The organism is Streptomyces sp. DSM 15324, assembly GCF_001514285.1.
GTDB lineage: Bacteria > Actinomycetota > Actinomycetes > Streptomycetales > Streptomycetaceae > Streptomyces.
Genome location: NZ_KQ949031.1, coordinates 283,858 through 309,818, shown reverse-complemented (window position 1 = coordinate 309,818; position 25,961 = coordinate 283,858). Strand labels below are relative to the sequence as shown.

Annotated in this window: 24 protein-coding genes; 14 read left to right on the top strand and 10 right to left on the bottom strand. The window is 72.0% G+C overall.

What is annotated here, in order from left to right:
* The 3 genes from AQJ58_RS27545 to AQJ58_RS27535 all read right to left on the bottom strand — a co-directional run bounded on the left by AQJ58_RS27545 (nucleotide 1) and on the right by AQJ58_RS27535 (nucleotide 3,165).
* Nucleotides 1–834 (bottom strand): carbohydrate ABC transporter permease, encoded by an 834-nt coding sequence (locus AQJ58_RS27545; RefSeq protein ID WP_067254912.1) that lies wholly within the window; start codon nucleotides 832–834, stop codon nucleotides 1–3.
* On the bottom strand, nucleotides 831–1,757 hold the full coding sequence (locus AQJ58_RS27540) for a carbohydrate ABC transporter permease (protein WP_067254911.1): 927 nt from the start codon (nucleotides 1,755–1,757) through the stop codon (nucleotides 831–833). The genes AQJ58_RS27545 and AQJ58_RS27540 overlap by 4 nt, the downstream gene beginning before the upstream one ends.
* Before the next feature lie 130 nt (nucleotides 1,758–1,887).
* On the bottom strand, nucleotides 1,888–3,165 hold the full coding sequence (locus AQJ58_RS27535) for an extracellular solute-binding protein (RefSeq protein WP_067254910.1): 1,278 nt from the start codon (nucleotides 3,163–3,165) through the stop codon (nucleotides 1,888–1,890).
* Nucleotides 3,166–3,524: 359 nt separating this feature from the next.
* Between AQJ58_RS27535 and AQJ58_RS27530 the strand changes: the two genes are divergently transcribed.
* The 6 genes from AQJ58_RS27530 (at nucleotide 3,525) to tgmB (ending at nucleotide 8,970) form a co-directional block, all read left to right on the top strand.
* Complete coding sequence (locus AQJ58_RS27530; RefSeq protein ID WP_067255178.1) at nucleotides 3,525–4,277, top strand: DeoR/GlpR family DNA-binding transcription regulator; 753 nt, start codon at nucleotides 3,525–3,527, stop codon at nucleotides 4,275–4,277.
* Between the two features lie 36 nt (nucleotides 4,278–4,313).
* Nucleotides 4,314–5,678 (top strand): 6-phospho-beta-glucosidase, encoded by a 1,365-nt coding sequence (locus AQJ58_RS27525; protein ID WP_067254908.1) that lies wholly within the window; start codon nucleotides 4,314–4,316, stop codon nucleotides 5,676–5,678.
* Between the two features lie 308 nt (nucleotides 5,679–5,986).
* Nucleotides 5,987–7,186, top strand: a complete 1,200-nt coding sequence (locus tag AQJ58_RS27520; protein WP_067255176.1) for a hypothetical protein — start codon at nucleotides 5,987–5,989, stop codon at nucleotides 7,184–7,186.
* Between the two features lie 94 nt (nucleotides 7,187–7,280).
* The gene (locus AQJ58_RS27515) at nucleotides 7,281–7,571 is read left to right on the top strand and encodes a DUF1232 domain-containing protein (RefSeq protein WP_067254906.1); all 291 of its coding nucleotides are present in this window, start codon (nucleotides 7,281–7,283) and stop codon (nucleotides 7,569–7,571) included.
* Between the two features lie 204 nt (nucleotides 7,572–7,775).
* On the top strand, nucleotides 7,776–7,967 hold the full coding sequence (tgmA, locus tag AQJ58_RS27510) for a putative ATP-grasp-modified RiPP (protein ID WP_055632657.1): 192 nt from the start codon (nucleotides 7,776–7,778) through the stop codon (nucleotides 7,965–7,967).
* A 16-nt stretch (nucleotides 7,968–7,983) separates the two neighbouring features.
* On the top strand, nucleotides 7,984–8,970 hold the full coding sequence (gene tgmB / locus AQJ58_RS27505) for an ATP-grasp ribosomal peptide maturase (protein ID WP_067254903.1): 987 nt from the start codon (nucleotides 7,984–7,986) through the stop codon (nucleotides 8,968–8,970).
* Between the two features lie 63 nt (nucleotides 8,971–9,033).
* Here the strand turns inward: tgmB and AQJ58_RS27500 are convergent, their stop codons facing one another.
* The gene (locus AQJ58_RS27500; RefSeq protein WP_067254900.1) at nucleotides 9,034–9,264 is read right to left on the bottom strand and encodes a DUF5133 domain-containing protein; all 231 of its coding nucleotides are present in this window, start codon (nucleotides 9,262–9,264) and stop codon (nucleotides 9,034–9,036) included.
* Between the two features lie 248 nt (nucleotides 9,265–9,512).
* Here AQJ58_RS27500 and AQJ58_RS27495 point away from each other — a divergent pair, with 248 nt between their 5' ends.
* Nucleotides 9,513–10,916 carry a type III PLP-dependent enzyme domain-containing protein gene (locus tag AQJ58_RS27495; protein WP_067254897.1) on the top strand — a complete coding sequence of 468 codons (1,404 nt, stop codon included), beginning with the start codon at nucleotides 9,513–9,515 and terminating at the stop codon, nucleotides 10,914–10,916.
* Nucleotides 10,917–11,000: 84 nt separating this feature from the next.
* A complete protein-coding gene (locus tag AQJ58_RS27490) occupies nucleotides 11,001–11,900 on the top strand; it encodes a Gfo/Idh/MocA family protein (RefSeq protein ID WP_067254896.1) in 900 nt (299 codons plus the stop codon).
* On the opposite strand, the gene AQJ58_RS27485 is transcribed toward AQJ58_RS27490, so the two are convergent.
* Complete coding sequence (locus tag AQJ58_RS27485) at nucleotides 11,901–12,788, bottom strand: GNAT family N-acetyltransferase (protein WP_067254893.1); 888 nt, start codon at nucleotides 12,786–12,788, stop codon at nucleotides 11,901–11,903.
* 234 nt (nucleotides 12,789–13,022) lie between these two features.
* Between AQJ58_RS27485 and AQJ58_RS27480 the strand changes: the two genes are divergently transcribed.
* Nucleotides 13,023–14,111 carry a PP2C family protein-serine/threonine phosphatase gene (locus AQJ58_RS27480; RefSeq protein ID WP_234360314.1) on the top strand — a complete coding sequence of 363 codons (1,089 nt, stop codon included), beginning with the start codon at nucleotides 13,023–13,025 and terminating at the stop codon, nucleotides 14,109–14,111.
* Here the strand turns inward: AQJ58_RS27480 and AQJ58_RS27475 are convergent.
* Nucleotides 14,071–16,311, bottom strand: a complete 2,241-nt coding sequence (locus AQJ58_RS27475) for an MMPL family transporter (RefSeq protein WP_067254889.1) — start codon at nucleotides 16,309–16,311, stop codon at nucleotides 14,071–14,073. The genes AQJ58_RS27480 and AQJ58_RS27475 overlap by 41 nt on opposite strands.
* Before the next feature lie 131 nt (nucleotides 16,312–16,442).
* Here AQJ58_RS27475 and AQJ58_RS27470 point away from each other — a divergent pair, with 131 nt between their 5' ends.
* The 4 genes from AQJ58_RS27470 (at nucleotide 16,443) to AQJ58_RS27455 (ending at nucleotide 20,759) form a co-directional block, all read left to right on the top strand.
* The gene (locus tag AQJ58_RS27470) at nucleotides 16,443–16,649 is read left to right on the top strand and encodes a hypothetical protein (protein WP_067254886.1); all 207 of its coding nucleotides are present in this window, start codon (nucleotides 16,443–16,445) and stop codon (nucleotides 16,647–16,649) included.
* A 51-nt stretch (nucleotides 16,650–16,700) separates the two neighbouring features.
* Nucleotides 16,701–18,107 (top strand): Si-specific NAD(P)(+) transhydrogenase, encoded by a 1,407-nt coding sequence (sthA, locus tag AQJ58_RS27465; protein WP_067254883.1) that lies wholly within the window; start codon nucleotides 16,701–16,703, stop codon nucleotides 18,105–18,107.
* A gap of 202 nt (nucleotides 18,108–18,309) precedes the next feature.
* Nucleotides 18,310–19,785 (top strand): APC family permease, encoded by a 1,476-nt coding sequence (locus tag AQJ58_RS27460; RefSeq protein WP_067254882.1) that lies wholly within the window; start codon nucleotides 18,310–18,312, stop codon nucleotides 19,783–19,785.
* A gap of 14 nt (nucleotides 19,786–19,799) precedes the next feature.
* The gene (locus tag AQJ58_RS27455) at nucleotides 19,800–20,759 is read left to right on the top strand and encodes a hypothetical protein (RefSeq protein WP_067254879.1); all 960 of its coding nucleotides are present in this window, start codon (nucleotides 19,800–19,802) and stop codon (nucleotides 20,757–20,759) included.
* A 7-nt stretch (nucleotides 20,760–20,766) separates the two neighbouring features.
* Here the strand turns inward: AQJ58_RS27455 and prcB are convergent, their stop codons facing one another.
* The 4 genes from prcB to AQJ58_RS27435 form a co-directional block, all read right to left on the bottom strand.
* Nucleotides 20,767–21,624: a proteasome subunit beta gene (gene prcB / locus AQJ58_RS27450; protein ID WP_067254876.1), complete on the bottom strand. Its 858-nt coding sequence runs from the start codon at nucleotides 21,622–21,624 to the stop codon at nucleotides 20,767–20,769.
* A gap of 78 nt (nucleotides 21,625–21,702) precedes the next feature.
* Nucleotides 21,703–24,045: a glycoside hydrolase family 65 protein gene (locus AQJ58_RS27445; protein ID WP_067254874.1), complete on the bottom strand. Its 2,343-nt coding sequence runs from the start codon at nucleotides 24,043–24,045 to the stop codon at nucleotides 21,703–21,705.
* Nucleotides 24,042–24,782 carry an HAD family hydrolase gene (locus AQJ58_RS27440; RefSeq protein ID WP_067254871.1) on the bottom strand — a complete coding sequence of 247 codons (741 nt, stop codon included), beginning with the start codon at nucleotides 24,780–24,782 and terminating at the stop codon, nucleotides 24,042–24,044. Before AQJ58_RS27440 ends, AQJ58_RS27445 begins: the two co-directional genes overlap by 4 nt.
* Nucleotides 24,783–24,820: 38 nt before the next feature.
* Nucleotides 24,821–25,249 (bottom strand): YybH family protein, encoded by a 429-nt coding sequence (locus AQJ58_RS27435; RefSeq protein ID WP_420712187.1) that lies wholly within the window; start codon nucleotides 25,247–25,249, stop codon nucleotides 24,821–24,823.
* 35 nt (nucleotides 25,250–25,284) lie between these two features.
* Here AQJ58_RS27435 and AQJ58_RS27430 point away from each other — a divergent pair, with 35 nt between their 5' ends.
* Nucleotides 25,285–25,932: a nucleoside/nucleotide kinase family protein gene (locus AQJ58_RS27430; RefSeq protein ID WP_067254869.1), complete on the top strand. Its 648-nt coding sequence runs from the start codon at nucleotides 25,285–25,287 to the stop codon at nucleotides 25,930–25,932.
* Nucleotides 25,933–25,961: the final 29 nt, after the last annotated feature.

The following is a 25,961-nucleotide window of genomic DNA, read 5'->3' as shown; positions in this document are numbered from 1 at the left end:
TCAGCGCAGGGCCCCCTTGGTCGCGTCGGCGATGAAACCGCGGGCGAAGAAGGTGAACACCATCACCAGGGGGATGACCGACAGCAGCACCCCGGACATCACCATGCTGTAGTCGGTGGAGTGCCCGGCGTACAGCTGGGCGAGCGCCACCTGGAGGGTGAGCCTGTCCGGGTTGACCAGCATCACCAACGGCAGGATGTAGTCGTTCCAGGCGCCGATGAAGGTGTAGATGCCGAGGAACGCCAGCGCCGGACGGACGCAGGGCAGCACCACGTGCCAGTACTGGCGGAAGAACCCGGCGCCCTCAATCCGGGCGGCGTCGAGGAGTTCGTCCGGGACGCTGGTGGAGGTGTACTGCCGCATCCAGAAGATGCCGAAGGCGTTGGCCGCGGCGGGCACGATCAGCGCCTTCAGGGTGCCCAGCCAGCCCAGCTGCACCATGATCTCGTACTGCGGGATGATCGCCAGCTGGGTCGGCAGGATGTACATCGACAGCAGTACGCCGAAGAGGAACTTCTTCGCGGGGAACTCGTACTTGGCGAAGGCGAAGGCGGCCAGCGAGTCGAAGAACAGCACCAGCACGGTCGTGGAGACCGCGACGATCATGGTGTTGGCCAGTGACCCGAAGAAGTCCATCCTGGCGAACAGGTGCCGCAGATTGGTGAGCAGGTTGTCGCCGAACCAGAGCTTCGGCGGGTAACGGTAGATGTCCTGCGAGGTGTTGGTCGCCATGACGACGATCCAGTAGAACGGGAACACCGAGACGACCACGCCGGTCATCAGGATCGTGTGGACACCGAGGCCCCTGAGGCGCTTGCGGTTCAAGCCGTTCATGGCCGTCGCTCCTTACGCTGCACCAGGCGCCAGTTGACGAGCACGATGAGCAGGATCAGCAGGAAGAAGGCCCAGACGATCGCGGCGCCGTAGCCGAAGTCGTTGTTGTCGAAGGCCTGGTGGTAGAAGTACAGCAGCGTGGTCAGGCCCGCCTGGCCCGGTCCGCCGGAGTTGGGGTTGGTGGCCGCGTCGCTGCCGAACAGCACCTGGGGTTCGGTGAAGCTCTGCAGACCGGTGACGGTGGAGATCACGACGGTGAACAGGATGATCGGCCGCAGCAACGGGATCGTGAGGGAGAAGAAGATCCGCACCGGGCCCGCCCCGTCCATCCGGGCCGCCTCGTAGAGCTCCGAGGGGATCGCCTGGAGGCCGGCCAGATAGATGATCGCGTTGTAGCCGGTCCACTGCCAGGTCATCAGCGCCGCGATCACCAGCTTGATCGTCCACTCGTTGCTCATCCAGGGTACGGCCGACAGGTGCAGGCCCCTGAGGATGGCGTTGATCAGGCCGAAGTTGTTGCTGAAGACCGCGCCGAAGAAGATCGCGATGGCCACCAGCGAGGTGATGCTGGGGATGAACAGGCACACCCGGTAGAACGCGGTGAACCGCTTGGTGGAGTTGACCAGGACCGCGAGGACCAGGGCCATGAAGAGCATGGGCACGGTCGACAGCACCCAGATGATCAGGGTGTTGCGGATGGACATCCAGAACACCGGGTCGTCCCACAGGAAGCGGAACTGCTGGAAGCCGACGAACTGCATCTCCCCGATGCCGTCCCACTTCTGGAACGCCAGGTAGACGGTGTAGAGCACCGGGAAGAGCATGAAGACCGAGAAGATCAGGTAGTACGGCGAGATCGCGAGGTACTGCGGCCAGTGCCTGAGGACCCGCCGGCGGGGCCCCGGCCGGGCCCCGGCCGACACCGGCCGGATCCGGGGGGCGCGTCGCCCCGGACCGCGCGAGGGGTCCGGAGCGGGCTGCCCGAGGGGTCCGGTGTCGGGTCCGGAGGTCGGTCCGGTGGCTGCCGGACCGGCTACCGGGCTTGACGACATGTCACTTCACTCCCTGCCGCTGAGCGATCTGCTTGGCCTGGCTGACCGCGTCCTTCCAGGCCTCGTCCGGGTCCTTGCCCTTGGCCTCGATGCTGGTCAGCTCGCTGTAGTAGGGCGCGGAGACCGCCGCGTCGGCCGGGGCCTCGTAGGCGGCGGGGATCTTCTGGGCCGCCGGGCCGAAGATCTCGATGGTCTTCTGGCCGCCGAAGAAGGCGTCCCCGCCGGTCAGCGCGGGCAGCTTGTAGGCGGCCGGCGCGGTCGGGAAGAGGGCGGCGTCGGTGAAACCGCGGGCCTGGTTCTCGGGGCTGAGGATCCAGCTGATGATCTTGAAGGCTTCCTCGGGGTTGCCGCTGGTCGCGGGGATGGCGAGGAAGGAGCCGCCGAGGTTGGACGGTCCGCCGGGCAGGCCGGCCACCCGCCACGCGCCCTTGGTGCCGGGGGCGGCGTTGCTGATGTCGAGGGCGTGCCAGGCGGCGCCGATCTCGGTGCCGAGGGTGCCGTTGCCGATGGCGGCGTTCCAGGTGTTGTCGTTGATCTTGGCGTCGATGCCGAGGGTGTAGGGCTTCACGGCGGTGGTCCAGGCGGTGCGGATGTGGTCCTGGTCGCCGATGAACGTGTTGTCCTCGTCGATGAAGCGCCGGGTGCCCTGGCCGACGATCATCGAGAACACGGAGCCGATGTTGTTGATCAGGTAGGTCTTGGGCACGGCCTTGTGCAGTTCGACGCCGGCCTTGAAGTAGTCGTCCCAGGTGGCCAGTTGGGCGGAGACCTGGGTGGGGTCGGTGGGCAGGCCCGCCTTGGCGAAGAGGTCCTCGCGGTAGAACGTGGCGCAGGGGCCGATGTCGATGGGGAAGCCGATGAGCCTGCCGTCCCGGGTGGTGGCCTGCTTCAGCTTCCACGCCAGGTAGTCCGGGGTCAGCTTCTTCGCGCCGACCGTGTTGAGGTCGACGAACCGGTTGGCGTTGGGCAGGAAGGAGGCGATGTCCTCGCCCTTGATGCCGGTGATGTCGGGGGCGGTCTGCGCGGCGCGCAGTCCGGTGAGCAGCTTGGTCTTGAAGTCGCCGCCGACCACGGAGGTCTTCAGGGTGATGTCGGAGAAGTGGGTCTTGGCGTCCGCCACGACCTTGTCGCTCAGTCCGCCGGCCCAGTACCAGAACGTCAGGTTCTTGCTGTCCTTGCTGCCGCTCGACGCCGAGCCGCCGCCGCACGCCGCGGTGGCGCCGGCCGCGGCAGCCGTCAGTACGGCGGCCTGCAGGAATCGTCTGCGGGAAAGGTCCACGATCTTCTCCTAGATCTCGGCGGTTTCGGCGTGTCCGGCATGTCCGGCAGGACCTGTGGGTCGGGGTCCGCGGTGGGGGCGCGGCGGGGAGGCCGGGTGGCTGAAGGGCATCGGCGTGAGTGGGAACCCTTCAGCCACCCGGGGTGTACGACCTGGCCCTCTCAGACGGTGCCGACGCGTCCGGGACGGCGGAATACGCCGTTCATCCGCTTCGGCCGACCGGAGTGGGGTCCGGGCCTGCTCTGAATTACGCAAGAGAGTGCACCCGGTGAGCGGGTTTGACAAGGGTCAAGCGAATATCGAGACATTCATGCGCGACTTTGCTTGAGTTTGGCGAGTTCGCGAGTATGGTCTGCCGCATGCTCCCTGACCGAAGACATCAGCTGATCCTTCGCTCCCTGCGTGCGGACGGGCCGACCTCGGTGTCCGTCCTGGCCGAGACGGTCGGGGCGAGCCAGGCCACGATCCGCCGTGACCTCGCACAACTGGAGGACGAGGGCCTGCTCAAACGGGTCTACGGCGGTGCCGCGCCCGTCGTGGGCGAGGACGATCCGTTCGCCGACGTCGCCGGGATCCGGGTCGAGGCCAAGGACGCCCTGGCGGCCTGGTGCGCAAACCTCGTCAAGGACGGGGAGACCGTGCTGCTCGACATCGGCACCACGGCCCACCGGGTGGCCCGGCATCTGCACGGCCGGTCCCTCACCGTGATCACCAGCAACCTGGCGGTGTACGAGGAGCTCCAGGACGACAAGGACGTCCAGCTGATCCTGCTCGGCGGGGTGGTCCGGCGCGACTACCGCTCGCTGGTCGGCTTCCTCACCGAGGACAACCTGCGCCAGGTCCACGCCGACCGGCTGTTCCTCGGGACCAGCGGGGTCCGCCCCGACGGCCAGGTGCTGGACACCACCGCCGTCGAGGTGCCGGTCAAGCGGGCGATGATCGCCGCGAGCGCCCAGGTGGTGCTGGTGGCGGACGCCGGCAAGTTCCCCGGCACCGGGATGGCCCGGGTGTGCGGGCCCGAGGACCTCGACGTCGTGGTGACCAACGCGCCGGGCGAGGAGAAGACCTGCGCACGACTGCGCGAGGCGGGGGTCGAGGTGGTCGAGGTATGAGCAAGGTGATCCACGGATGAACGAGGTGGTCGGCGTATGAGACTCACGATCCTGGGCGGCGGGGGCTTCCGCGTCCCGCTGGTCTACCGGGCGCTGCTGGGCGACCGCGGCGCGGGCCGCGTCACCGACGTGACCCTCTACGACCTGGACGCCTCCCGGCTGGCCACCATCCGCAAGGTCCTCGCCGACCAGGCGGCCGGGCATCCCGACCCGCCCACCGTGACCGTCACCACCGACCTCGACGAGGCGGTCACCGGAACCGACTTCGTCTTCTCCGCCATCCGCGTCGGCGGACTCGCCGGCCGGGCGGCGGACGAGCGCATCGCCCTGGCGGAGGGCGTCCTCGGCCAGGAGACCGTCGGCGCGGGCGGCATCTCCTTCGGGCTGCGCACGGTCCCCGTGGCCGTGGCGATCGCCCGCCGGGTCGCCGCGCTGGCCCCCGACGCCTGGGTCATCAACTTCACCAACCCCGCCGGGCTGGTCACCGAGGCGATGACCGCGCACCTCGGCGACCGGGTGATCGGGATCTGCGACTCGCCCGTGGGCCTCGGCCGCCGGGTCGCCGGGGCGCTCGGCGTCGAACCGGCCCGGGTCCGCCTCGACTACGTCGGGCTCAACCATCTGGGCTGGCTGCGCGGGCTGTACGCCGAGGGCCGCGACCTGCTGCCGTCCCTGCTCGCCGACGACGGCGCCCTGACCTCGTTCGAGGAGGGCCGGCTCTTCGGCGCCGACCTGCTGCGCACCCTGGGCGCACTGCCCAACGAGTACCTGCACTACTACTACTTCAGCCGCGAGTCGGTCAGTTCGGCCCGGGCCGCCGAGCAGACCCGGGGCGCCTTCCTCCACTCCCAGCAGCAGCGCTTCTACGACGCCCTGGCCCTGCCCCCGTCAGCGGGCCGGCCGGTGGCGCGCACCGCCTGGGACGCCTGGGACGCGACCCGGCTGGAGCGCGAGACGACCTACATGGCCGAGAACCGCGAGGCCGTCGGCATGGGCGAGCGGGACTCCTGCGACCTGGAGTCCGGCGGGTACGAGCAGGTCGCCCTGGCCCTGATGCGGGCCATCGCGCTCGACGAGCGGGCGACGCTCATCCTCAACGTGCGCAATCGCGGACGGATCCCCGTCCTGGACGACGACGCCGTCGTGGAGGTGCCCTGCCATGTCGACGCCAACGGCGCCCACCCCATCGCCGGGGCCGCGCTGCCCGACCACGGCACGGGGCTGGTGTGCTCGGTCAAGGCCGTCGAACGGGCGGTGATCCACGCCGCGACGGCCGGTGAGCGCGAGCACGCGGTGCGCGCCCTGACCATCCACCCGCTGATCGACTCGTACGCCGTCGCCCGGCGTCTCCTGGACGCCTACCAGCGGCACTTCCCGGAACTGGCCTACCTGGGCGGCTAAAAATCAGGGGCGGCCAGGGCCCGCCCCGACGCGGATGACGGGCGAGTCCTGGCCGCCGAGAGCGATTCTCGGGGGCGCGGCCCGGTGTGCCCACCGGTGTGCGGGGGGCGGCCCTGGTGAACGGCGGCCACCCCGTGCGCCCGGCGCACACCCCGGACGCGGGTGCGGGGCGAGGAGTGACGGCGCGCCGCGCGGGGAAGGCGTGATGCCAGCAGGCCGGGCCCCGGCCCCGCGTGATCAAGCACACCCCGCGGCGCGCGATACTGGGGCTCGGCTCATCGCCCTCGTCGACCGCTCACGAACGGATCATGCACATCTCCGCGACCGCCCCGCCCACCACCCCCTCCACGGTCTGGCTCGGCCGTGGCCGCCACACCGGTCCCACGGCACCGGAGGTCCTGCGCACCCGTCTCGGGGCGCTCAAGGACGGCGAGAGGCTCCAGGACTTCCGGGAGCTGCCCGACAGCGAGACCGCCGAGGGCGAGTCGGCCTTCGAGGCCCGCTGGCAGGTACCCGACAACATTACCGTGCGGGCCCGGCTGAAACTGTCGGAGTGGTCGGGCCGGGGCCAGGAGTGGACGCTGGTCGCCGAGGCCGAGCGGCCCTGGGACCTGCGCTGGCCGTCGCCCGCCGAGGTGTTCTGGCCGTGGGAGACGGACACCGCCTGGGGCCAGGAGACCGTGGCCGGCCAGCGGTTCCTCGACGCCAACCCGCTGCCCGCCGACGACAAGGACCTGCGCCGCGTCCTGCGAGCCGCCCTGCGCGACACCTGGACCGTCGACGTCGTCGTCCACGAGGCGATGACGCCGGACGACCGGGGCCGGCGCCCACTGGTCTCCCTGCTGCCCCCGGGCCTGCACCACCGGGTGGTGGAGCACCGGGCGGCGCCGCACCAGCTGCGGACCGTGAACTGGGCGCTGAAGGACTTCGGCGTCGAGGTGCCGCGCGGCGGGGCGCTGGTCCTGCCCGGCAGTCCCGCCCCGGAGGGCTACGACGCCGAATCCTTCGCGGTGCGCAGCGTCTTCCTGGACGGCTCGCACCCCACGGAGGTGCTGGACGCCGTACGCCGCTACGTCGCGCTGCCCACGCCCCTGCCGGAGGGCGGTGACGCCGCGCTCACCCTGCTCCGGGAGACGTGGCAGCTGCTCACCCTGGAGGAGGAACTCGCCCGGGAGCGCGAGCTGGTGGCCATGTACAAGGAGGCCCTGGAGGCGATGACCGAGTCCCGGGACCTGTACCGGGAGGCCGCCGAGCAGGCCCACGAGGCGCTGGCCGCCTACCGTGAGGCGGCGGCCGAGGCGGGCGTCGAGCCACAGCGTCCGGCGCCGGCGAAGAAGGGCGGCTCGCCGTTCCAGCAGTGGGGCCGCACCCTGGAGCGGCTCAAGGAGAGCACCATGGGCCTGCTTCCGGCGTCGGCCGCGCTGCCGGCCCCGGCGTCGTCCCGGGACGACGAGGACGGCAAGGGCGACGACTGCGCCCACCCGGCCGGGGAAGCCTCCGACGTGTGAGGTAATCCCGCCGGAAAACGGGAATTCGGAAACCGGGATCGGGGAAATCGAAACAAGGGCGGCACACCGCGCGACGGACCCGGAGGGAGGGCCCGTGGACACGACCACCACGCTCCTCGTCGTCGCCGCGGTACTCGCGGCGACCCTGCTCGCCTGCGCCGCCGCGGTGCTGGTGCGGCTGGTCCGCACCCGCCGGGACCTCAGACGCGCCGGCCTGCCCACCGGGCCGCGCTGGATCTTCTGGGGCGCGGTCCTGTACTTCGTGCTACCGACCGACCTCCTGCCCGACCCGGTCTACCTCGATGACATCGGTGTCCTGCTGCTCGCCCTGCGCTCCCTGCGCCGTCTCCCCGACCCCGCGGGGACCCCAACTGACCGTATGTGAAGACGTTTTCACCCCCGGTTCGACACATCTCCCCTGCTCCGCGCCCTGTTGGGACCCCGACTCGCCGATGATCACGGAGAGTAAGGAAACCAACCACCCGTTCGATTCGTATAAGTGACTGAAGGTCGCACCTAACGCAGCGGGCCCAAGTGACGTCGCACAGCGGCACCGCTTGATCGAGGCAGTACCGACGAGGGAGAGAACATGCAACCGTTCGCGCTCAACTATGCACGCCCTGCGGCGGAGTTGGAGTTCGCAACTCCGTACGCCTATGACCCCGGACTGCAGTTGAACGTACTCCTCGACGGCAGAGTCGCCGCTCGTGACCACGCCCTGCTCAGAGAACTGGGGACCACCACCTCCACCGCGGGTTCCAAGACCCACTTCGACGACTGAGCACGGGCCGCGCAACATGACCGTGCTCATCCTGACCTGCGAAGAGGACGTCACGGCGGACATGGTGGTCGTGCACCTGAACGCCGCGGGCGTCCCGGTCGTCCGGCTCGACCCGGCCGATCTGACCAGCACCGTCGCCCTGTCGGGCGAGTTCGTCCACGGTGCGTTCCGGGGCCATCTGTCCTCGGCCGGCCGGCTGGTGAGCCTGGAGGGACTGCGGTCCGTGTGGGTCCGCCGGCCGGGCGCCGCGGCGGCGCGGGCGGCCCAGCCGTCCGCGTGGCTCACGGAAGAGGCCTCGCAGGCCCTCTACGGCATGCTCCGGGGCACCGGAGTGCGCTGGATGAACCACCCGGACGCCTCCGTGCGCGCCCGGCACAAGCCGTGGCAGCTGCGGCTGGCGCAGCGCAGCGGGCTGCCCGTGCCCGCGACCCTCATCACGACCTTCCCGCAGGCCGCGCGGGATTTCGCTGAGCGCTACCCGGACCTGGTGGTCAAGCCGGTGTCCGGGGCGCATCCGCAGGACCCGCCGCGCGCGGTGCCCACCACCCGGGTACCGCCCGGCGCCGACTTCGCGGCCGTGGCCTACGGTCCGACCCTGCTGCAACGCCGCGTCGCCAAAAGGGCGGACATCCGGCTGACCGCGGTGGGCGAGCGGATCCTCGCCGCCCGCAAGGACACGGCCCCGGACGCCGATCCGGACGTGGTGGACGTGCGCTACGCACCCTCGACCACACCGTGGCGCCCCGCGGACGTACCGCCCCGGCTGGCGGACGCCGTACGGACGTATCTGCGCGAGGCTGAACTGGCCTACGGCGCCTTCGACTTCGCGGAGGACGCGGACGGCACCTGGTGGTTCCTGGAGTGCAACCAGTCGGGGCAGTTCGGCTTCGTGGAGGTGGACACCGGTCAGCCGATCGCGCGCACCATCGCGGAGTGGCTGGCCGGTCCGGCGCCGCGCCCGGGCCCCCGGTCCGCCGACCGCTGCGGTTCGGCGGCCTCCTGAGAAGACCCCGGAACGCACCCGCGGGGCCGGGACCCCACCGGGTCCCGGCCCCGCGGTCACCGCTCAGACGGCGAGCGGCAACCCCCTGTCGGTCGTGGCCCGGGAGTCCAGCAGGGAGTCCGCCGCGGCCACCGCCTCCCGGACGTCGGACGTGCCCATCAGCACACAGAGCGTGTAGGTCACGTCATGCAGTTCACGGGCCGTCTCCGGCCGCTCCTGCTCCGCCTGAGCGATCCTCAGCGTCGCGTACCGGGTCAGCAACGTCCTGGCGACCTTGGGGTCCGGAACGATCACGAGCGCCCCTCTCTACGGTTGTTGCGCTGCGTGTGCCCGGACCCGGGCGATCCATGCACACGAGGCACACACGTCACCCTCCGGGGGCACGATCGCGCCACGCGGTTCGTGCCGTACGTAACGCCGGGGTGCACGCTGAGTCACGCGCGTCCCGCGAGCCCGCACGGAAAACGACGAAGAGGACACCCGTACGGCCCTTCGGGGCGACCCTGGAGGTGTCGCACCCCCGCCGCGAAGGAGCCCCGGACGTGTCGTTCTCCACCGACAAGGTCGCGCGCGCCGTACGACAGGCGGTCACCGACGGTCTGCTCGCCGAGGACCGGCCCGTGGCCGGTCTGCTCGACGTCGGGGGCGTGCGCGAGAGCGTCAGCGCGCTGCGGGGGGCGTTCGCGGGGGTGCCGGAGGTGCTGCACGCCTTCGCCGCCAAGGCCTGTCCGCTGGTGCCGGTGCTGCGGCTGCTCGCCGACGCCGGTCTGGGCTGCGAGGTGGCGAGCCCCGGGGAACTGCGGCTGGCGCTGGACGCGGGGTTCGCGCCGGAGCGGATCGTGCTGGACTCCCCCGCCAAGACCCGCGGCGAGATCCGCGAGGCGCTCGCTCTCGGTGTCGCGCTGAACGCGGACAACCTCGGCGAGCTGGACCGGATCGACGCCCTGCGCCCCGAACACTGCTCCTCCGTGCTGGGGCTGCGGGTCAATCCGCAGGTCGGCGGCGGTTCGATCGGGGCGATGAGCACCGCGACCGCCCAGTCCAAGTTCGGTGTGGCCCTGCGCGACCCCGGGGCCCGTGAGCGGGTCGTCGAGGCGTTCGTACGCCGTCCGTGGCTGACGCGGCTGCACGCGCACGTCGGCTCCCAGGGCTGCCCGCTGCCGCTGATCGCCGAGGGGCTCGCGGCGCTGCACGGACTCGCCGAGGAGATCGACGCGCGCGCCGGCCGCCGTCAGGTCACCAGCCTCGACCTGGGCGGCGGGCTGCCGGTGAACTTCGCCGACGACTCCGTGACACCGACCTACGCCGCGTACGTGGCGGCGCTCACCGCCGTGGAGCCCGCCCTGCTGGACGGCCGCTACGGGGTGGTGACCGAGTTCGGCCGCTCCCTGCTCGCCAAGAACGGGGTCACGGTCGCGCGCGTCGAGTACGTCAAGGAGGCGGGCGGCCGCCGGATCGCCCTCACCCACGCGGGCGCCCAGGTGGCGACCCGGACGGTGTTCATGCCGGCGTCCTGGCCGCTGCGGGTCAGCGCGTACGGCCCCGACGGCACACCCAAGCAGGGCCCGCTGACGCCCTACGACATCGCCGGACCGCTCTGCTTCGCCGGGGACGTCGTCGCACACGCGCACCCGCTGCCCGAACTGGCCGAAGGCGACCTGGTCGTGCTGCACGACACCGGGGCGTACTACTTCTCGGCACCCTGGGCGTACAACAGCCTGCCCCGCCCGGCCGTGTACGGCTGCCTTTTCGAGGAGGACGGCGAGGACGGCCGCGAGGTGGGCGAGGAGGAGGGCGAGGAGAGCGCACGGGACGGCCGCCGGGGCGCCGGCGTCCTGTTCGCCACCGTCCGCGCCGCCCAGTCGGCCCGGGAGATCTCCCTGGAGAACGGCGCGGACCGGGCCGACGCCCTGCTGGCGGGCTTCGCCGCACGCCCTCGCGGCTGAACCGGGGGTGTCCCCGGGCCGGATCGTTGTGCGAAGCTCGCCCGTGTTCGGCACGGCTTCGCACAAGCAGGGGAGATTCCGCGTATGCGCATCGGTCTGCTCGGTACCGGCCCGTGGGCCCGGATGGTGTACGGCCCCGTCCTCGCCGCCCACGACGACCTGGACTTCACCGGGGTGTGGGGCCGCCGCCCCGAGGCCGCGAAGGAACTGGCGGACCGTCACGGCACCCGCACCTACGACGACGTCGACGCGCTCCTGGAGGACGTGGACGCGGTCGCCGTGGCGCTTCCGCCGGACGTCCAGGCGGAGCTGGCGGTCCGGGCCGCACGGGCGGGCCGGCACCTCCTGCTGGACAAGCCCGTCGCCACCACCGCGGCCGGGGCCCGGGCCGTGGTCACGGCGGTGGAGGAGGCCCAGGTCGCCTCGGTGGTCTTCTTCACCTCCCGGTACCTGACCGAGACCGCCGACTGGACAGCGGCGCAGCAGCGGGCGGGAGGCTGGTTCACCGGGCACGCCCGCTGGCTGGGCTCGGTGTTCGCCGAGGACGGCGACAGCCCGTTCGCCACACCCTGGCGGCGCGCGAAGGGCGCCCTGTGGGACGTGGGCCCGCACGCCCTGTCGGTGCTGCTGCCGGTCCTCGGTGACGTCCGCCGGGTGAGGGCCGCCGCACGCGGCCCCCGGGACACCGTCCACCTGGTCCTGGAGCACGCCAGCGGCGCCTCCAGCACCGTGACGCTCAGTCTGACCGCCCCGCCCGCGGCGGCCGGGGCGGCCGTCGAACTGTACGGCGACAGCGGTGTCGTCCGGCTGCCCGAGCCGGCCGGCAGCGCCGCCGACGCGCTGACCCGCGCCGCGGGGGAGCTCCTCGCCGCGGCCCGGGACGGGCGTGCGCACCCGTGCGACGCCGCCTTCGGGCTGCGGGTCACCGAGATCCTCGCCGATGCCGAGGCGCTGCTGGGCCCGGGCACCGGCGAGCCGCGCTGATCAGCTCGGTGCGAAGTTGGCCCGCTCCCTCACCACGGGGTAGCCCGCCGTGGCGAAGTGGGCCGCCATGGGGAAGTTGCCCTGGTCGGTGGCCGCGGCGATGAACTGCGCGCCCCGCTCGACGAGGTAGTGGGTGCACTCGGCGAGCAGGTCGTAGGCGTAGCCGTGGCCGCGGTGCTCGGGCAGGACGCCGATGAAGCCGACGCAGGGCCCGGAGGGGTTGTGGGCCGGGATGTGGATCCCGGCGAGGTCACCCTCGGGGGTGCGGGCGACCTGCCACCACTCGCGCGGGGACGGGCACCAGCGGAAGAAGTCCATCTCCTCCTGGGCGGCCTGGTCCGGCCCGCCCTCCGCGACGGCCTTGCGGGCGTGGGCGTCGAGGGTGACGGAGTGGATGCGGCGCAGGGCGTCGAAGAACACCGCGTCGTCGGGTTCGGGAGCGAAAGCGAGCCGGCCGGGGCGCTCGGGCAGTCCGCACGGCGGCGTCCAGCGGTAGACGAAGCGCTCCACGAGCAGGCTCTGGCCGGCCGCGCGGGCGGCGGCGTACCGGGCCTCGGCGGCCGCCCGCAGGGCCGGGTCCTCGCGCCAGCCGCCGGGCAGCACCAGTTCCAGGCCGACCTGCCAGGGCGCGGTGCGCAGGAGTTCGGCGCCCGCCTCCTCCTCGCCGTCGGCGAAGTCGAACCACTCGACGGTGACCGGTTCGCTGTCGTCGGGCCCGCCCCACCACGCGGCACGGGCGACGACCCGGCCGTCGCGCAGGGCCACCCGCTTCCAGTGCGGGCGGTAGGTGGCGGCGTGGTACGCCTCGGCGTTGCCCAGCGGGTCGGGCAGGGTGTCGAAGAGAGGGATGTCGCGCTCGTCGAGCGCGCGGATGACCAGATCGGTCACGGGTGTTTCCTCCGGGATACGAATGAGGTGAGGCGCTCCCGGGCGTCGGACGAGGGTCAGACGCGGCACGCCGGGGTCACGGAACGGGAGCGCGGGATGTGTGAGAGGTTCATCGGCGCTCGCCTCCTTCCGTGGTCTTCGGGCGTGCGGGAACACCGTAGAAGATCGTCTGACGGGGCGTCCACCCGTTTTTCCCGGCGTGCGGGCGGTGGTGCCGGGGTGGAGCGTGGTGGTGTGGCACGAGTGGACGGGGAGCGGCGGGGCTGGCTGCGGGGCGCGCCGCCGCCGCGCTGGGTGCGGGCGCTGCCGATCGCGCTGATCGCGGGGGTGTGCGTGGCCACGCTGGCGAGCCCGGACCCGCTGGACATCGGCTTCCTGCTGGGCGCGATCCCGCCGCTGGCGGTCCTGTCGTACGGCCCGGTGGCGACCGGGGTGCTGGGCGCGGTGGTGGTCGTGATGCTGAACGTGCCGGCCTTCCGGCTGGACGATCCGGGGCAGACGGACCTGCTGACGGTCTGTTTCGTCGCCCTGCTGAGCGTGTTCGTGGCGTTCGTGCGCAGCCGCCGGGACGTGCAGCTGGACGTCGAGCGCACGATCGCCGAGGCGGCCCAGGAGGCGGTGGTGCCGCCGGTGCCGGAGCGGGTGGGCGAGGTGGCCTGCGCAGGCCTGTACCGGGCGGCGGAACGCGGCACGCTGGTGGGCGGCGACTTCTTCGACGTACGGGACAGCGCGCACGGGGTGCGGGCGGTGCTGGGGGATGTGCAGGGGCACGGGCTGGCGGCGATCGCGACGGTGGCGTCGCTGATGGGGGCGTTCCGGGAGGCGGTGCTGGACCAGCCGTCGCTGGAGGCGGTGGCGGCCCGGCTGGACCGGCGGCTGGCGGTGGACTCGGCCCGGGTGCCGCACGCGGAGCTGTTCGCGACGGCGGTGCTGCTGGAGTTCACGCCGGGCGCGGACGCCGTGCGGGTGGTGGTGTGCGGGCATCCGCCGCCGGTGCTGCTGCGCGACGGCACGGCGACGGAGGTGGCGGTCACCCCGGGGGCACCGCTGGGCCTGGACCTGCCGGACGCGCCGCGGCCGGGCGGGCGGGTGCTGCCGCTGTGCGCGGGTGACCGGCTCTTCCTCGCCTCGGACGGGGTGTGGGAGGCGAGGGACGGGGCCGATGCCTTCTATCCGCTGACGGAACGGCTCCCCGGCCTCACGGCGGGGGCCGATCCGGCGACCACGGCCGTCCGGGTCTGGGCCGATGTCGTACGGCACTCCCCCGAGGTCCGGGACGACGTCACGATGCTCGTCCTCGCGCCCCGGCGTCGGGGCCGCTGAGGGTCTCCGCGTCGCCCTCGGCGTCGATGTGCGGCAGGATCCGGTCGAGCCACCGGGGGGTCCACCAGGCCTTCTCGCCGAGCAGGGTCATCACGGCCGGCACCATGAGCAGCCGGACGACGGTGGCGTCGATCAGCACGCTGACGGCGAGGCCGAGGCCCAGCATCTTGACGACGATGTTGTCGCTGATGATGAACGCCGCGAACACGCTCACCATGATCAGGGCGGCGCAGGTGATGACCCGGGCGGTGATCTCCAGGGCGTGGGCGACGGAGTCCTTGGCGTCGCCGGTGCGCAGCCAGGCCTCGTGGACGCGGGAGAGCAGGAAGATCTCGTAGTCCATGCTGAGGCCGAAGATGATCGCGAACATCATCATCGGCACATAGCTCTCGATGGGCACGTCGCCGTGGACGCCCAGCGCGGGCCCGCCCCAGCCCCACTGGAAGACGGCGACGACCACGCCGTAGGAGGCGGTGATGGACAGCACGTTGAGGACGGCGGCCTTGACCGCGACGAGCAGGCCGCGGAAGACGGCGAGGATGATCAGGAAGGCGAGGCCGACGACCACGCAGATGATCAGCGGCAGCCGGCTGGCCACGATGTCACGGAAGTCGACCTGGGCGGCGGTGGTGCCGGTGACGTAGCCCTTGGCGTCGTAGCCGGAGACCGCGTCGGGCAGGGTGGTGTGCTTGAGCCGGTTGACCAGGTCGGTGGTGACGGCGTCCTGCGGGGCCTGGGTGGAGTAGACGGTGCCGATCAGGACGTCGCCGTCCTGGGTGGCCGTCAGCGGGGTGACGGTCGCCGCGTCGGGCACCGCGTTCAGGGTCTTCTGTGCCTGGGACTGGAGGTCGGCGCGTTTGTCGGAGGGGACGGACGTCTGGTCGACGACGACGGTGAGCGGCCCGTTGGAGCCGGGGCCGAAGGCGTCGGTCATCAGGTCGTAGGCCCGCCGGTCGGTGAAGGAGGTCGGGTCGGCCCCGTCGCCGATGTGGCCGAGCTGGATGGAGAACACGGGGATGGCCAGGATGGCGATGACGGCGAGACCGGAGGCGAGGTAGCGCCAGGGCCGGCGTTCGACGCGTTTGGCGTAGCGGTGCCAGGTGCCGTGCGGGGTGGCGCCGGGTTCGGCGTCGGTCTCGGCGACGGGCCTGCGCACGTGCCAGCGGTCGATGTGGCGGCCGATGAGTCCGAGCAGGGCGGGTACGAGGGTGAGGGCGCCCGCGACGGCGGAGATCACGGTGATGGCGGCGGCGAGGCCGAGTTTGCCGATGAAGGACACCCCGGACGCGTACAGGCCCATCAGCGCGATGATCACGGTGGTACCGGAGACCAGGACGGCGCGTCCGCTGGTGGCGGTGGCGTGTCCGGCGGCCTCGGCGGGATCGGCGCCGTCCATCAGGTTCTGCCGGTGCCGGGTGATCAGGAACAGGGCGTAGTCGATGCCGACGCCGAGACCGATCATGGTGGCGAGGGTCGGCGAGACGGTCGCGAAGGTGAACGCGGCGGCGAACAGGCCGAGGACGGCGAGTCCGCCGACGACACCGATGAGGGCGGTGACGAGGGGCAGTCCGGCCGCGATGACACTGCCGAAGCCGATCAGCAGGACGACGACGGCGACCGCGAAGCCGATCGCCTCGCTGAGGTAGTCGTTGGCCTTGGGCCGGGCCAGTTCGCCGAGCGAGCCGCCGTACTCGACATCGGCGCCGGCGGCCCGCAGCGGCTGCACGGCCTGGTCGACGCCGTGGAGGTAGTCGTCGCCGAGGGTGTTGGGCTGTTTGTCGAAGCGGACGGTGATGTAGCCGGTCTTGCCGTCGCTCGAGACCGGGCCGACCTTGGTCGGGGTCTGCGAGAGGGGGTTCTGCGCCGACAGGACGTGGGGCAGTTTCTGCAGGTCGCCGACCGTGGTGGACATCTGCGAGCTCAGCGCGCTCAGGGGCTGGTCGTCGTGCAGGACGATCTGGGCGCTGTATCCGCCGGCCTGCGGGTCGTGCTCCTGGAGGACGTCGAGGCCCTTCGCGGACTGGGTGTCCGAGAGCTGGAAGTTGTCCTCGTAGCTGCCGCCGACGGCGCGGTCGACCAACTGGAGGGTGACCAGGGCCACCAGCCAGGCGAGGATCACGACCAGGAAGTGGCGGGCGCACCAGGCGCCGAGTCTGCGCAGTCCCCCGCGTCGTGGGGTCCCGGCGGTGGTGGGTGCCATGGGCCCATTACACGCCCGCCTGATCTTCCCGGCATCTCGGACGTCATGCGCATGAAATGATCGGGATTGCAGGGTGCGCCGGGAGGATGAATGGTGTTAGTACATTCCTTCGGACGCGAGGAGCAGACACCATGCCGACCTCACAGCCGGGCGGCGCCCGGCCCGCCGCGGACCGCGTCACCCCGGACGACCTGCTCCACACGCGCACGGGCAGCGAGGTGTCCCCGGAGGACATGGTCCTGGCCACGGGCCGGGACCTCACCCCGCGCACCCTCGAATGGGCCCGGCGCAAGCTCGCCGAGGAGGGCCCGAGCGCGATCGAGAAGCTGCTGCCGTAGATCCTTCTCCGCTCTTTCGCCGCGGCACCCCTCGCTGTCACACTGCGGAGGGTGCCCGACTTCGACATGCTCGTCCTCGGTTCAGGTCCCGGCGGCCAGAAGGCCGCCATCGCCGCGGCCAAACTGGGCCGCCGCGTCGCCGTCGTAGACCGCCCCGACATGGTCGGCGGGGTCTCCCTCCACACCGGCACCATCCCCTCCAAGACCCTGCGCGAGGCGGTGCTGTACCTCACCGGTCTCACCCAGCGCGATCTGTACGGCCAGAGCTACCGGCTGAAGGAGGACATCACCGTCGCCGATCTCACCGCGCGCACCCAGCATGTGGTGAGCCGTGAGACCGATATCGTCCGCAGCCAGTTGTCCCGCAACCACGTCTCCCTGTTCTCCGGCACCGGGCGGTTCGTCGACGACCACACCGTCGCCCTGCGCGAGGCGGGCGGCGGCCGGGAGCGGACGATCAGCGCCGAGCACATCGTCATCGCCACCGGGACCCGGCCGGCGCGGCCGGAGAGCGTGGAGTTCGACGGGCGGACCATCCTCGACTCGGACAACGTCCTCACGGTCGAGCGGGTGCCGCGGTCCATGGTGATCGTGGGTGCGGGGGTGATCGGCATGGAGTACGCCTCCATGTTCGCCGCGCTCGGCAGCAAGGTCACCGTGGTGGAGAAGCGCGCCGGGATGCTCGACATGTGCGACGTGGAGGTCATCGAGTCGCTCAAGTACCATCTGCGCGATCTCGCCGTCACCTTCCGGTTCGGGGAGACCGTCGCCGCCGTGGAGCGGCATCCGCGGGGCACCCTGACGGTCCTGGCCAGCGGCAAGAAGATACCGGCGGACGCGGTGATGTACTCGGCGGGCCGGCAGGGCCTGACCGACGAGCTCGATCTGGGCCGGGCCGGGTTGGCGGCGGATCCGCGGGGCCGGATCGAGGTCGACGAGCACTACCGTACGCGCGTGCCGCACATCTACGCCGTGGGGGACGTGATCGGCTTCCCGGCGCTGGCGGCGACCTCGATGGAGCAGGGCCGGGCGGCCGCGTACCACGCCTGCGGGGAGCCGGTGGCGCGGATGCACCACCTCCAGCCGATCGGGATCTACACCATCCCGGAGATCAGCTTCGTGGGGCGGACGGAGGACCAGCTCACCGAGGACAGCGTGCCGTTCGAGGTCGGGGTGGCCCGGTACCGGGAGCTGGCCCGCGGGCAGATCATCGGCGACGCGCACGGGATGCTGAAGCTGCTGGTCTCGCCCGAGGACCGCAGACTCCTCGGAGTGCACTGCTTCGGGACCGGCGCCACGGAACTGATCCACATCGGGCAGTCGGTGATGGGCTGCGGCGGCACCGTCGACTATCTCGTCGATGCGGTGTTCAACTATCCGACGCTGGCGGAGTCGTACAAGGTCGCCGCCCTGGACGCCACCAACCGGCTGCGTCAGCTGGACCGCATCGGGGAGTGAATCACGTTACCCACCCGTCAATCTTGAAAGCTCAAGAGGTGGGGTTATCATCACACGCACACTCGGTGTGACCGTCCCGCGACTCCTGGCGGAACGGTAACCGCCGTGGCTTTCCCCCGCCGACGTTTTCCGAGGCCGACCCTTCGGTGCCCGGCGGCGCTCGACCCACATCCCCATGTGCACGACGGAAAGCAGCGCGAGCATGAGCAACAGCACCGGAAGAGGGCTGCAGGCGAACGTCCTCGGCACCTTCGACACGGTGGTGATGGCGGTCGCGGGCAGTGCCCCGGCGTACTCCATCGCCGCCACGACGGCGGTCCTCGTCGGCGCGGTGGGCCTGGCCGGCCCGGCGGCGCTGCTGTACTGCGCGATACCGATGCTGGGCATCGCGCTCGCGTTCAGCCGGCTCAGCCGTATCGACGTGAACGCGGGAGCCAGCTACTCCTGGGTGGGCCGGAGCCTCCACCCTTTCCTGGGCTTCCTCAGCGGCTGGGCGCTGGTCGTCTCGGCGACGATCTTCATGGTGGCGGGCTCGCTGCCGGCCGGCTCGATGACCCTCGCCCTCTTCGACGAGGGCCTCGCCGACGACACCGCGCTGTCGACGGTGGTGGGCGCGGCCTGGTTCGTGGTGATGCTGGCGGTGGTGCTGGGCGGGGCCCGGCTCACCGTGCGCGCCCAGCTGATCATGTCGGGTGTGGAGCTGGCGATCCTCGCGCTGTTCGCGCTGCTCGCCTGCTTCCACACCCAGGGCAACGCGCTGGCCTTCGACTGGTCCTGGCTCGGCTTCAGCCACTTCGACGGGGTGTCCGGCTTCGCCTCGGGCGCGCTGGTCGCGGCGTTCTACTACTGGGGCTGGGACGTCACCAGCAACCTCAGCGAGGAGACCCGCAACAGCCGCCGCACGACCGGACTCGCGGGCCTGATCGGCGTCGGCATCGTGTTCCTGCTCTTCGAGGTGTTCACCATCGCGGTGAACGTCGTCCTCAGCGCCCGGCAGATCGACGACAACGGCGCCAACGTGCTCGCCGCGCTCGGTGAGGAACTGATCCCCGGCTGGGGCGGCAAGCTGCTGATCGTCGCGGTGATGCTGTCCACGATCGCCACCCTGGAGACGACGCTCATCCAGGTCACGCGCTCGCTGTTCGCGATGGGCCGCGACCGTACGATGCCCTCGGCGCTGGGCCGGGTGCACCGCACCTGGAACACACCGTGGATCGCGATCGCGGTGGTCGGCGGGGTGGCGCTGGCGATGTTCGTGGCCTCCAACGCGCTGGGTTCGGTGGGCGACATCCTCGCCGACGCGATCTCGGCGATCGGTCTGCAGATCGCCATCTACTACGGCCTCGCCGGGCTCGCCGCGGTCGTGGCCTACCGCAAGACCCTGCTGCGGTCCCCCTCGGACTTCCTGCTCGGCGGGCTGTGGCCGCTGTTCGGCGCGGTGTTCATGTTCTGGGTCTTCGTGGAGTCGCTCGGCGAACTGGAGCCCGCGGCGATCGCCATCGGCATCGGCGGGCTCGCCGTCGGGCTGGTGCCGATGTTCTGGTACTGGCGCAAGGGCAGCGACTACTACCGTCCGGCCCGGCTGGACGCCTCGCGGACCGTCGAGGCCGACTACGCGCCCGACGGCCACGCGGCCGCGCCCTCCACCGCCTACGAGGGTCTCCCCACCGACTTCTGAGGGGAACCCGAGCGATGGCGCGTGACCGCTTCACTCCCGAGTTCGACCCCGACTGCGGGGACGTGTCTCTCTCCTCCGCACGCCATGACATCGTGATCGGCCGCTGGCAGGGCCTGCGCGAACTGCTGGGCGCGACCGGCCCGGACTGGCTCGCCCGGGGCCACCGGGTACGGCTGCTGGCGCAGGGCTGCGCGGGCAGTTCGACCGTGGAGACCTGGCTGGCCGCCGAACCGCAGAGCGCGGACGCGCTCGTGCTGCGGGCGGCCACCGAGACCGCCAGGGCGTTCAACCTGGCCATCTCCGCGGGCCGGGGCGTGGCGATCGACCAGCAGCGGATCGACGCGGCGGTGCTGGCGTGCCTGTCGGCGGCCGAGGCGTACCCGGCGGACCCCACGCCCTGGGTCTCGCTGATCTCGGTGGCCCGGCTCTATCCGGCCGGGGTGCGCCGGCAGGAACTCGCCCGCTGGTGGGACGAGTTGCACCGGCGCGACCCGTACAGCATGGAGGGCCACCTCCAGGTGCTGCACTACTACTCCGCCCGCTGGCACGGCTCGCACGGCCTGATGTACGACTTCGCGCGTGACGCGGCGGGGGTGGCCCCGCCGGGATGCCCGCTGCCGGTCCTGGTGCAGTACGCCCGGGTCGAGGAGTACCGGTACGCCGCCGACACCACCCAGGGGCGGCCCGCCCGGGTGGGACTCGCCCAGCACTGGGACAACGACGGGGCGGTGAGCGACGTACGGCGTACCTGGGAGCGGTGGATCACCGGCCGGCCCGACTCGGTCGTGGCACCCGGTGAGCTGCGGGATTTCCACTACCTGGCGCACGCGGCCTGCTGGGCGGACGTGGCGGATGTGGCGGCCCCGTTGCTCCGGATGCTGGGGCGGCGGGCGACGCGTACGCCGTGGTGTTACACCGGGGATCCCGAACAGCAGCTCGTGCGCTGGCGCAAGGAGTGGGTGGTGCGGGCCTGAGGGGTGCTCACGGGATGGCGTGGGGGCCGTCCGGCCTCCTGCCGCGGTGTTCCACCATCTCCCGGGTCAGCTCCTCCGTCTCCGCCTGAGGCAAGCGGGCGAAGCCTTCCTCCGTGATGACGGAGACGATCGGGAAGATCCGGCGGCCGATGTCGGGGCCGCCGGTGGCGGAGTCGTCGTCGGCCGCGTCGTAGAGGGCCTGGAGCGCGGTGAGGGCCGCCTGACGGCGGGACATGTCCGGGCGGAACAGCTTCTTCAGGGCGCCCCGGGCGTAGGGGGAGCCGGAGCCCTCGGCGTGGAAGGGGGCCTTCTCGTAGAGGCCGCCGGCCACGTCGAAGCTGAAGATACGGCCCCTGGCGCCCTCGGGCGCGGCGAAGTCGTAGCCCGCGAGGAGGGGGACGACGGCGAGGCCCTGCATGGCCTGGCCGAGGTTCTGCCGGATCATCGTGGCGAGCCGGCGCGCCTTGGCGCCGAGGGTCATCGGGATGCCCTCGACCTTCTCGAAGTGGGTCAGCTCGACCTGGTAGAGCTTCACCATGTCCAGGGCGAGGCCGACGGTGCCGGCGAAGGCGACGGCGGTGTGGTCGTCCGCCGGGTGCACCTTCTCCAGGTCGCGCTGGGCGATGAGGTGGCCCATCGTGGCGCGGCGGTCGCCCGCGATCAGGACGCCGTCGCGGTAGGCGAGGGCGAGGACCGTGGTGCCGTGCGGGAAGGCGTCGGGGGCGGCGCGGACGCCGTCGGGGAACGGCGGACGGGTGGGAAGCAGTCCGGGGCGGTGTGCCGCCAGGAACTGCGTGAAGGACGAATTGCCCGGTGTGAAGAACTCCGGGGCCGGCCGGCCCTCGTGCCCACGGTCCGCCGTCATGCCACTCCCCCTCGCCCGCCCGGTCGCCGACACCCGACTACCTACCTGCCCGAGGCGGCCGGGAAACCCGTGTACGGCTCAACGGCTCTTCGGTGACCGGTGCGGCGGCTGGGCGGGCGCCGTGCGGACCGGCGCGGGCGGCAGCGGGCGCACCACGGGGCCGTCGCCGTTCACCGTGAGGGGCTCGCCGTGGTGGCGGATCGTCAGGGGGCCGCCGGAGAGCAGGGTGTACGTCGCCTTGTCGGGCCCGATCTCCACCCGCAGCCGGCTGCCGCGGAGCTGGACGCTGAACGAGAGCCGGCTGAACCGCTCGGGCAGCCGGGGCGCGAAGCGCAGGCCGGTGCCGTCGCGGCGCAGTCCGCCGAAGCCGGCCACCAGGGCGGTCCAGGTGCCGGCGAGGGAGGCCATGTGCAGCCCGTCGCGGGTGTTCTCCTCCAGGTCGGCCAGGTCCATGAGCGCGGCCTCGGCGGTGTAGGCGTAGGCGAGGCGCAGATGGCCGGCCTGGGCGGCGATCACGGCCTGGCAGCAGGCGGACAGCGAGGAGTCACGGACGGTGAGGGGCTCGTAGTAGGCGAAGTTGCGGGCGAGCTGTTCGTCGTCGAAGCAGCCGTCGCAGGTGTACATCGCGAGGACCAGGTCGGCCTGTTTGACGACCTGCTTGCGGTAGAGGTCGAAGTACGGGAAGTGCAGCAGCAGCGGGTACTGGTCGGGTCGGGTGCCGGCGAAGTCCCAGCGCTGGTAGCGGGTGAAGCCGGCGTGCTGTTCGTGCACGCCGAGTTCGTGGTTGTACGGGAGGTGCACCGCCTCGGCCGCGTCCCGCCAGGCGGCGCTCTCCTCGTCGTCCACGCCGAGCCGGGCCGCGGCCTCCGGATGGCGTTCCACGGCGTCGGCGGCCGCGAGGAGGTTCGCGCGGGCCATCAGGTTGGTGTACGTGTTGTCGTCGGCGACCGCGCTGTACTCGTCGGGGCCGGTGACACCGTCTATGTGGAAGGTGCCGTGGGTGTCGTGGTGGCCGAGGGAGCGCCACAGGCGGGCGGTCTCCACCAGCAGTTCGACGCCCGTTGCCGCTTCGAAGTCCAGGTCGCCGGTGGCTTCCACGTACCGGACGACGGCGTCGGCGATGTCGGCGTTGACATGGAAGGCGGCGGTGCCGGCCGGCCAGTAGGCGGAGCCCTCGGAGCCCTCGATGGTCCGCCAGGGGAAGGCGGCGCCGCCCAGGCCCAGTTGGGCGGCGCGTTCGCGGGCGGCGGGCAGGGTGTTCTGCCGCCAGCGCAGTGCCTCGGCGACCGCGTCGGGGGCGGTGTAGGTGAGCAGGGGCAGCACGAAGGTCTCGGTGTCCCAGAAGGCGTGTCCGTCGTAGCCGGAGCCGGTCAGTCCCTTGGCGGGGATGGCGCGCTGCTCGGCGCGGGCGCCCGCCTGGAACACGTGGAAGAGGGCGAAGCGGACCGCCTGCTGGATCTCCTCGTCGCCGTCGACCTCGACGTCGGCGCGGGCCCAGAAGTCGTCGAGGCAGGCGCGCTGTTCGTCGAGGAGGCCCTGCCAGCCGCTGTGCCCGGCGGCGGCGAGCGCGGCCTCGACCTGGTCGCTCATCGCGGGCCGGGAGCGGGCTCCGGACCAGCCGTGCGCGACGATCTTCTCCACCCGCAGCGTCTGGCCCGGTTCCAGCACGGAGGTGACGGTCAGCCGGGCCACGTCCGTATTGCTCTCGCTGCTCGTCGTGGTCCGGCCGGGGCCGGTGACGGTGTGGTCGGCGGCGACGGCCACCCGCAGTCCGCTGCGTTTCGTCCGGTGCACCAGGCGCAGCCGGTTGCCGACGGCGACGTCCTCCTCGGGTTCCAGCGGGGACTTCAGGGCGCGGGCGGCGCGCGGGTCGCCGTCGGGGTCGGGCAGGCTCTCGTTGGCGACCAGTTCGGACTGGATCACCACCCGGGAGCGGCCGCCGACGGCCTCCACCTCGTAGGCGACGGCGGCGACGGCCCGCTGGGCGAGGGAGACCAGCCGGGTCGAGCGCACCCGGACCGTGGTGCCGGCCGGGGAGGTCCACTCGCAGCTGCGCTCCAGGACGCCGCGCCGCAGGTCCAGCACGCGCTCGTGGGCGACGAGGCGGCCGTAGCGCAGGTCGAAGGGCTCGTCGTCGACGAGGAGCCGCAGGACCTTGCCGTTGGTGACGTTGATGACGGTCTGCCCGGACTCCGGGTAGCCGTAGCCCGCCTCGGCGTAGGGCAGGGGGTGCAGTTCGTGGACGCCGTTGAGGTAGGAGCCGGGCAGGCCGTGCGGTTCGCCCTCGTCGAGGTTGCCGCGCCAGCCGACGTGGCCGTTGGACAGGGCGAAGACCGACTCGCTCTGGGCGAGGACGTCGAGTCCGAGCGCCGTCTCGCGTACGCACCACGGTTCCACGGTGTACGAACGGTGGGTGATCACGCCTGCCCTCCCAGCTCGGCGAGGTCCTTGACGACGACGTCGGCGCCGTGCGCGTACAGCGCGTCGGTCTGTCCGACGCGGTCAACGCCCACGACGTACCCGAAGTTCCCGGCCCGTCCGGCGTCCATCCCGGCCAGCGCGTCCTCGAAGACGGCCGCCCGGGCCGGCGGGACGCCGAGGTCGCGGGCGGCGGCGAGGAAGGTGTCGGGGCGCGGCTTGCCGGGCAGTCCCCGTTCGGCCGCCACGACCCCGTCGATCCGTACGTCGAAGAGGTGCTCGGCGCCGATCGAGCGCAGCACGTCCCGGGTGTTGGCGCTGGAGGAGACGATCGCCGTGCGCAGTCCCCGCGCGCGGACGGCCTCGATGAAGTGGAGGGTGCCGTCGTAGGGCTGGACGCCGTCGGTGCGGATCCTCGCCAGGAGGATCTCGTTCTTGCGGTTGCCGAGGCCGTGGACGGTGGCCGCGTCGGGCGGGTCGTCGGGCCGGCCCTCCGGGAGGTGGATGTCCCGGGAGGCGAGGAAGGTGCGCACCCCGTCCGCGCGGGGGCGGCCGTCCACGTACTCGTCGTAGTCGTCCGCGTCGAACGGGCGGAATCCGTCGCCCACGCGCGCGTGCAGGAAGGCGTCGAAGGTCTCCTTCCAGGCGGCCGCGTGCACCACCGCCGTCCGGGTGACGACCCCGTCGAGGTCGAAGAGGCAGGCCTGGATGGTTTCGGGGAGGCCGAGCGTCGTCGTCATACAGGGTCCGGTTCCCCGGGATCGGCGCCGGTATGACGTCAGTCGTGGGGGAAGGAGTGGTGCTCGTGCGCGATCAGCCAGCGACCGTGCTCCTTGCGCAGGCCGAAGGTGAGGCGCAGCCGCAGGGTGGGGCTCTCGGCGAGTTCCCGCGGTGTCCCGCAGCGCAGCAGGGCGTGGGCGTAGGCGACGTCGCGCCCGGCGGTGACGTCGAGGGTGTCGATGTCGAAGCGGGCGCCCTGGGCCTGCCAGGCGAAGAACGGGGGCCAGCAGGCCCGGTAGGCGGCCAGGCCGCGGATGCCCTCGTGCGGTGCCGGCACGTCGTACATGACGAGGTCCTCGGCGTGGCCCGCGAGGACCGTGTCGAGGTCCCCGCGGTGGACGGCGTCGGCCCAGCGGGTGATCAGGGTGCGGATCTGCGTCTCGTCGTCGGACACGGTCGCCCTCCTTCCCTCCCTGTCGGTCTCCATGGGTCTCCTCCCAGGAGACTGCGACACTCTGCTGTGTGCTCACTTTCGACGATCTGCTGCGGCGGGCCCGTTCCCTCGCCGGGCCCGGCCGGCCGCGCGCGCTCCTCGGGATCACCGGCAGCCCCGGCGCCGGCAAGACGACCCTCGCCGAGCGCCTGGTGCGGGACCTGAACGCCGACGGCGGCCGATGGGCGGCGCACGTCCCGATGGACGGCTTCCACCTCGCCGACGCGGAGCTGGAGCGGCTGGGCCGCCGGGACCGCAAGGGCGCGCCGGACACCTTCGACGCCGCCGGGTACGCGGCGCTGCTGCGGCGGCTGCGGGAGGACTCCGGCGACCTGGTGTACGCGCCGGGGTTCGAGCGGGTGCTGGAGCAGCCGATCGCGGGAGCGATCCCGGTGGAGCCGGCGGCCCGTCTGGTCGTCACCGAGGGGAACTACCTCCTCCTCGGCACGGGCCCGTGGGCGCGGGTGAGGGGCGAGCTGGACGAGGTGTGGTTCGTCGAGGCGGACGAGGAGGAGCGCGTGCGCCGGCTGATCGCGCGGCACGAGGAGTTCGGCAAGGGCCATCAAGAGGCGGTGGCGTGGGTGACGCGCAGCGACCAGCTCAACGCCGCACTGGTGGCGGCCACCCGGGACCGCGCCGATCTGCTGGTCGGGGCCGATGTCGGTGGCCCGGGTTAGCTTCGGCGTACCCCCTGCGGGGCGGGACG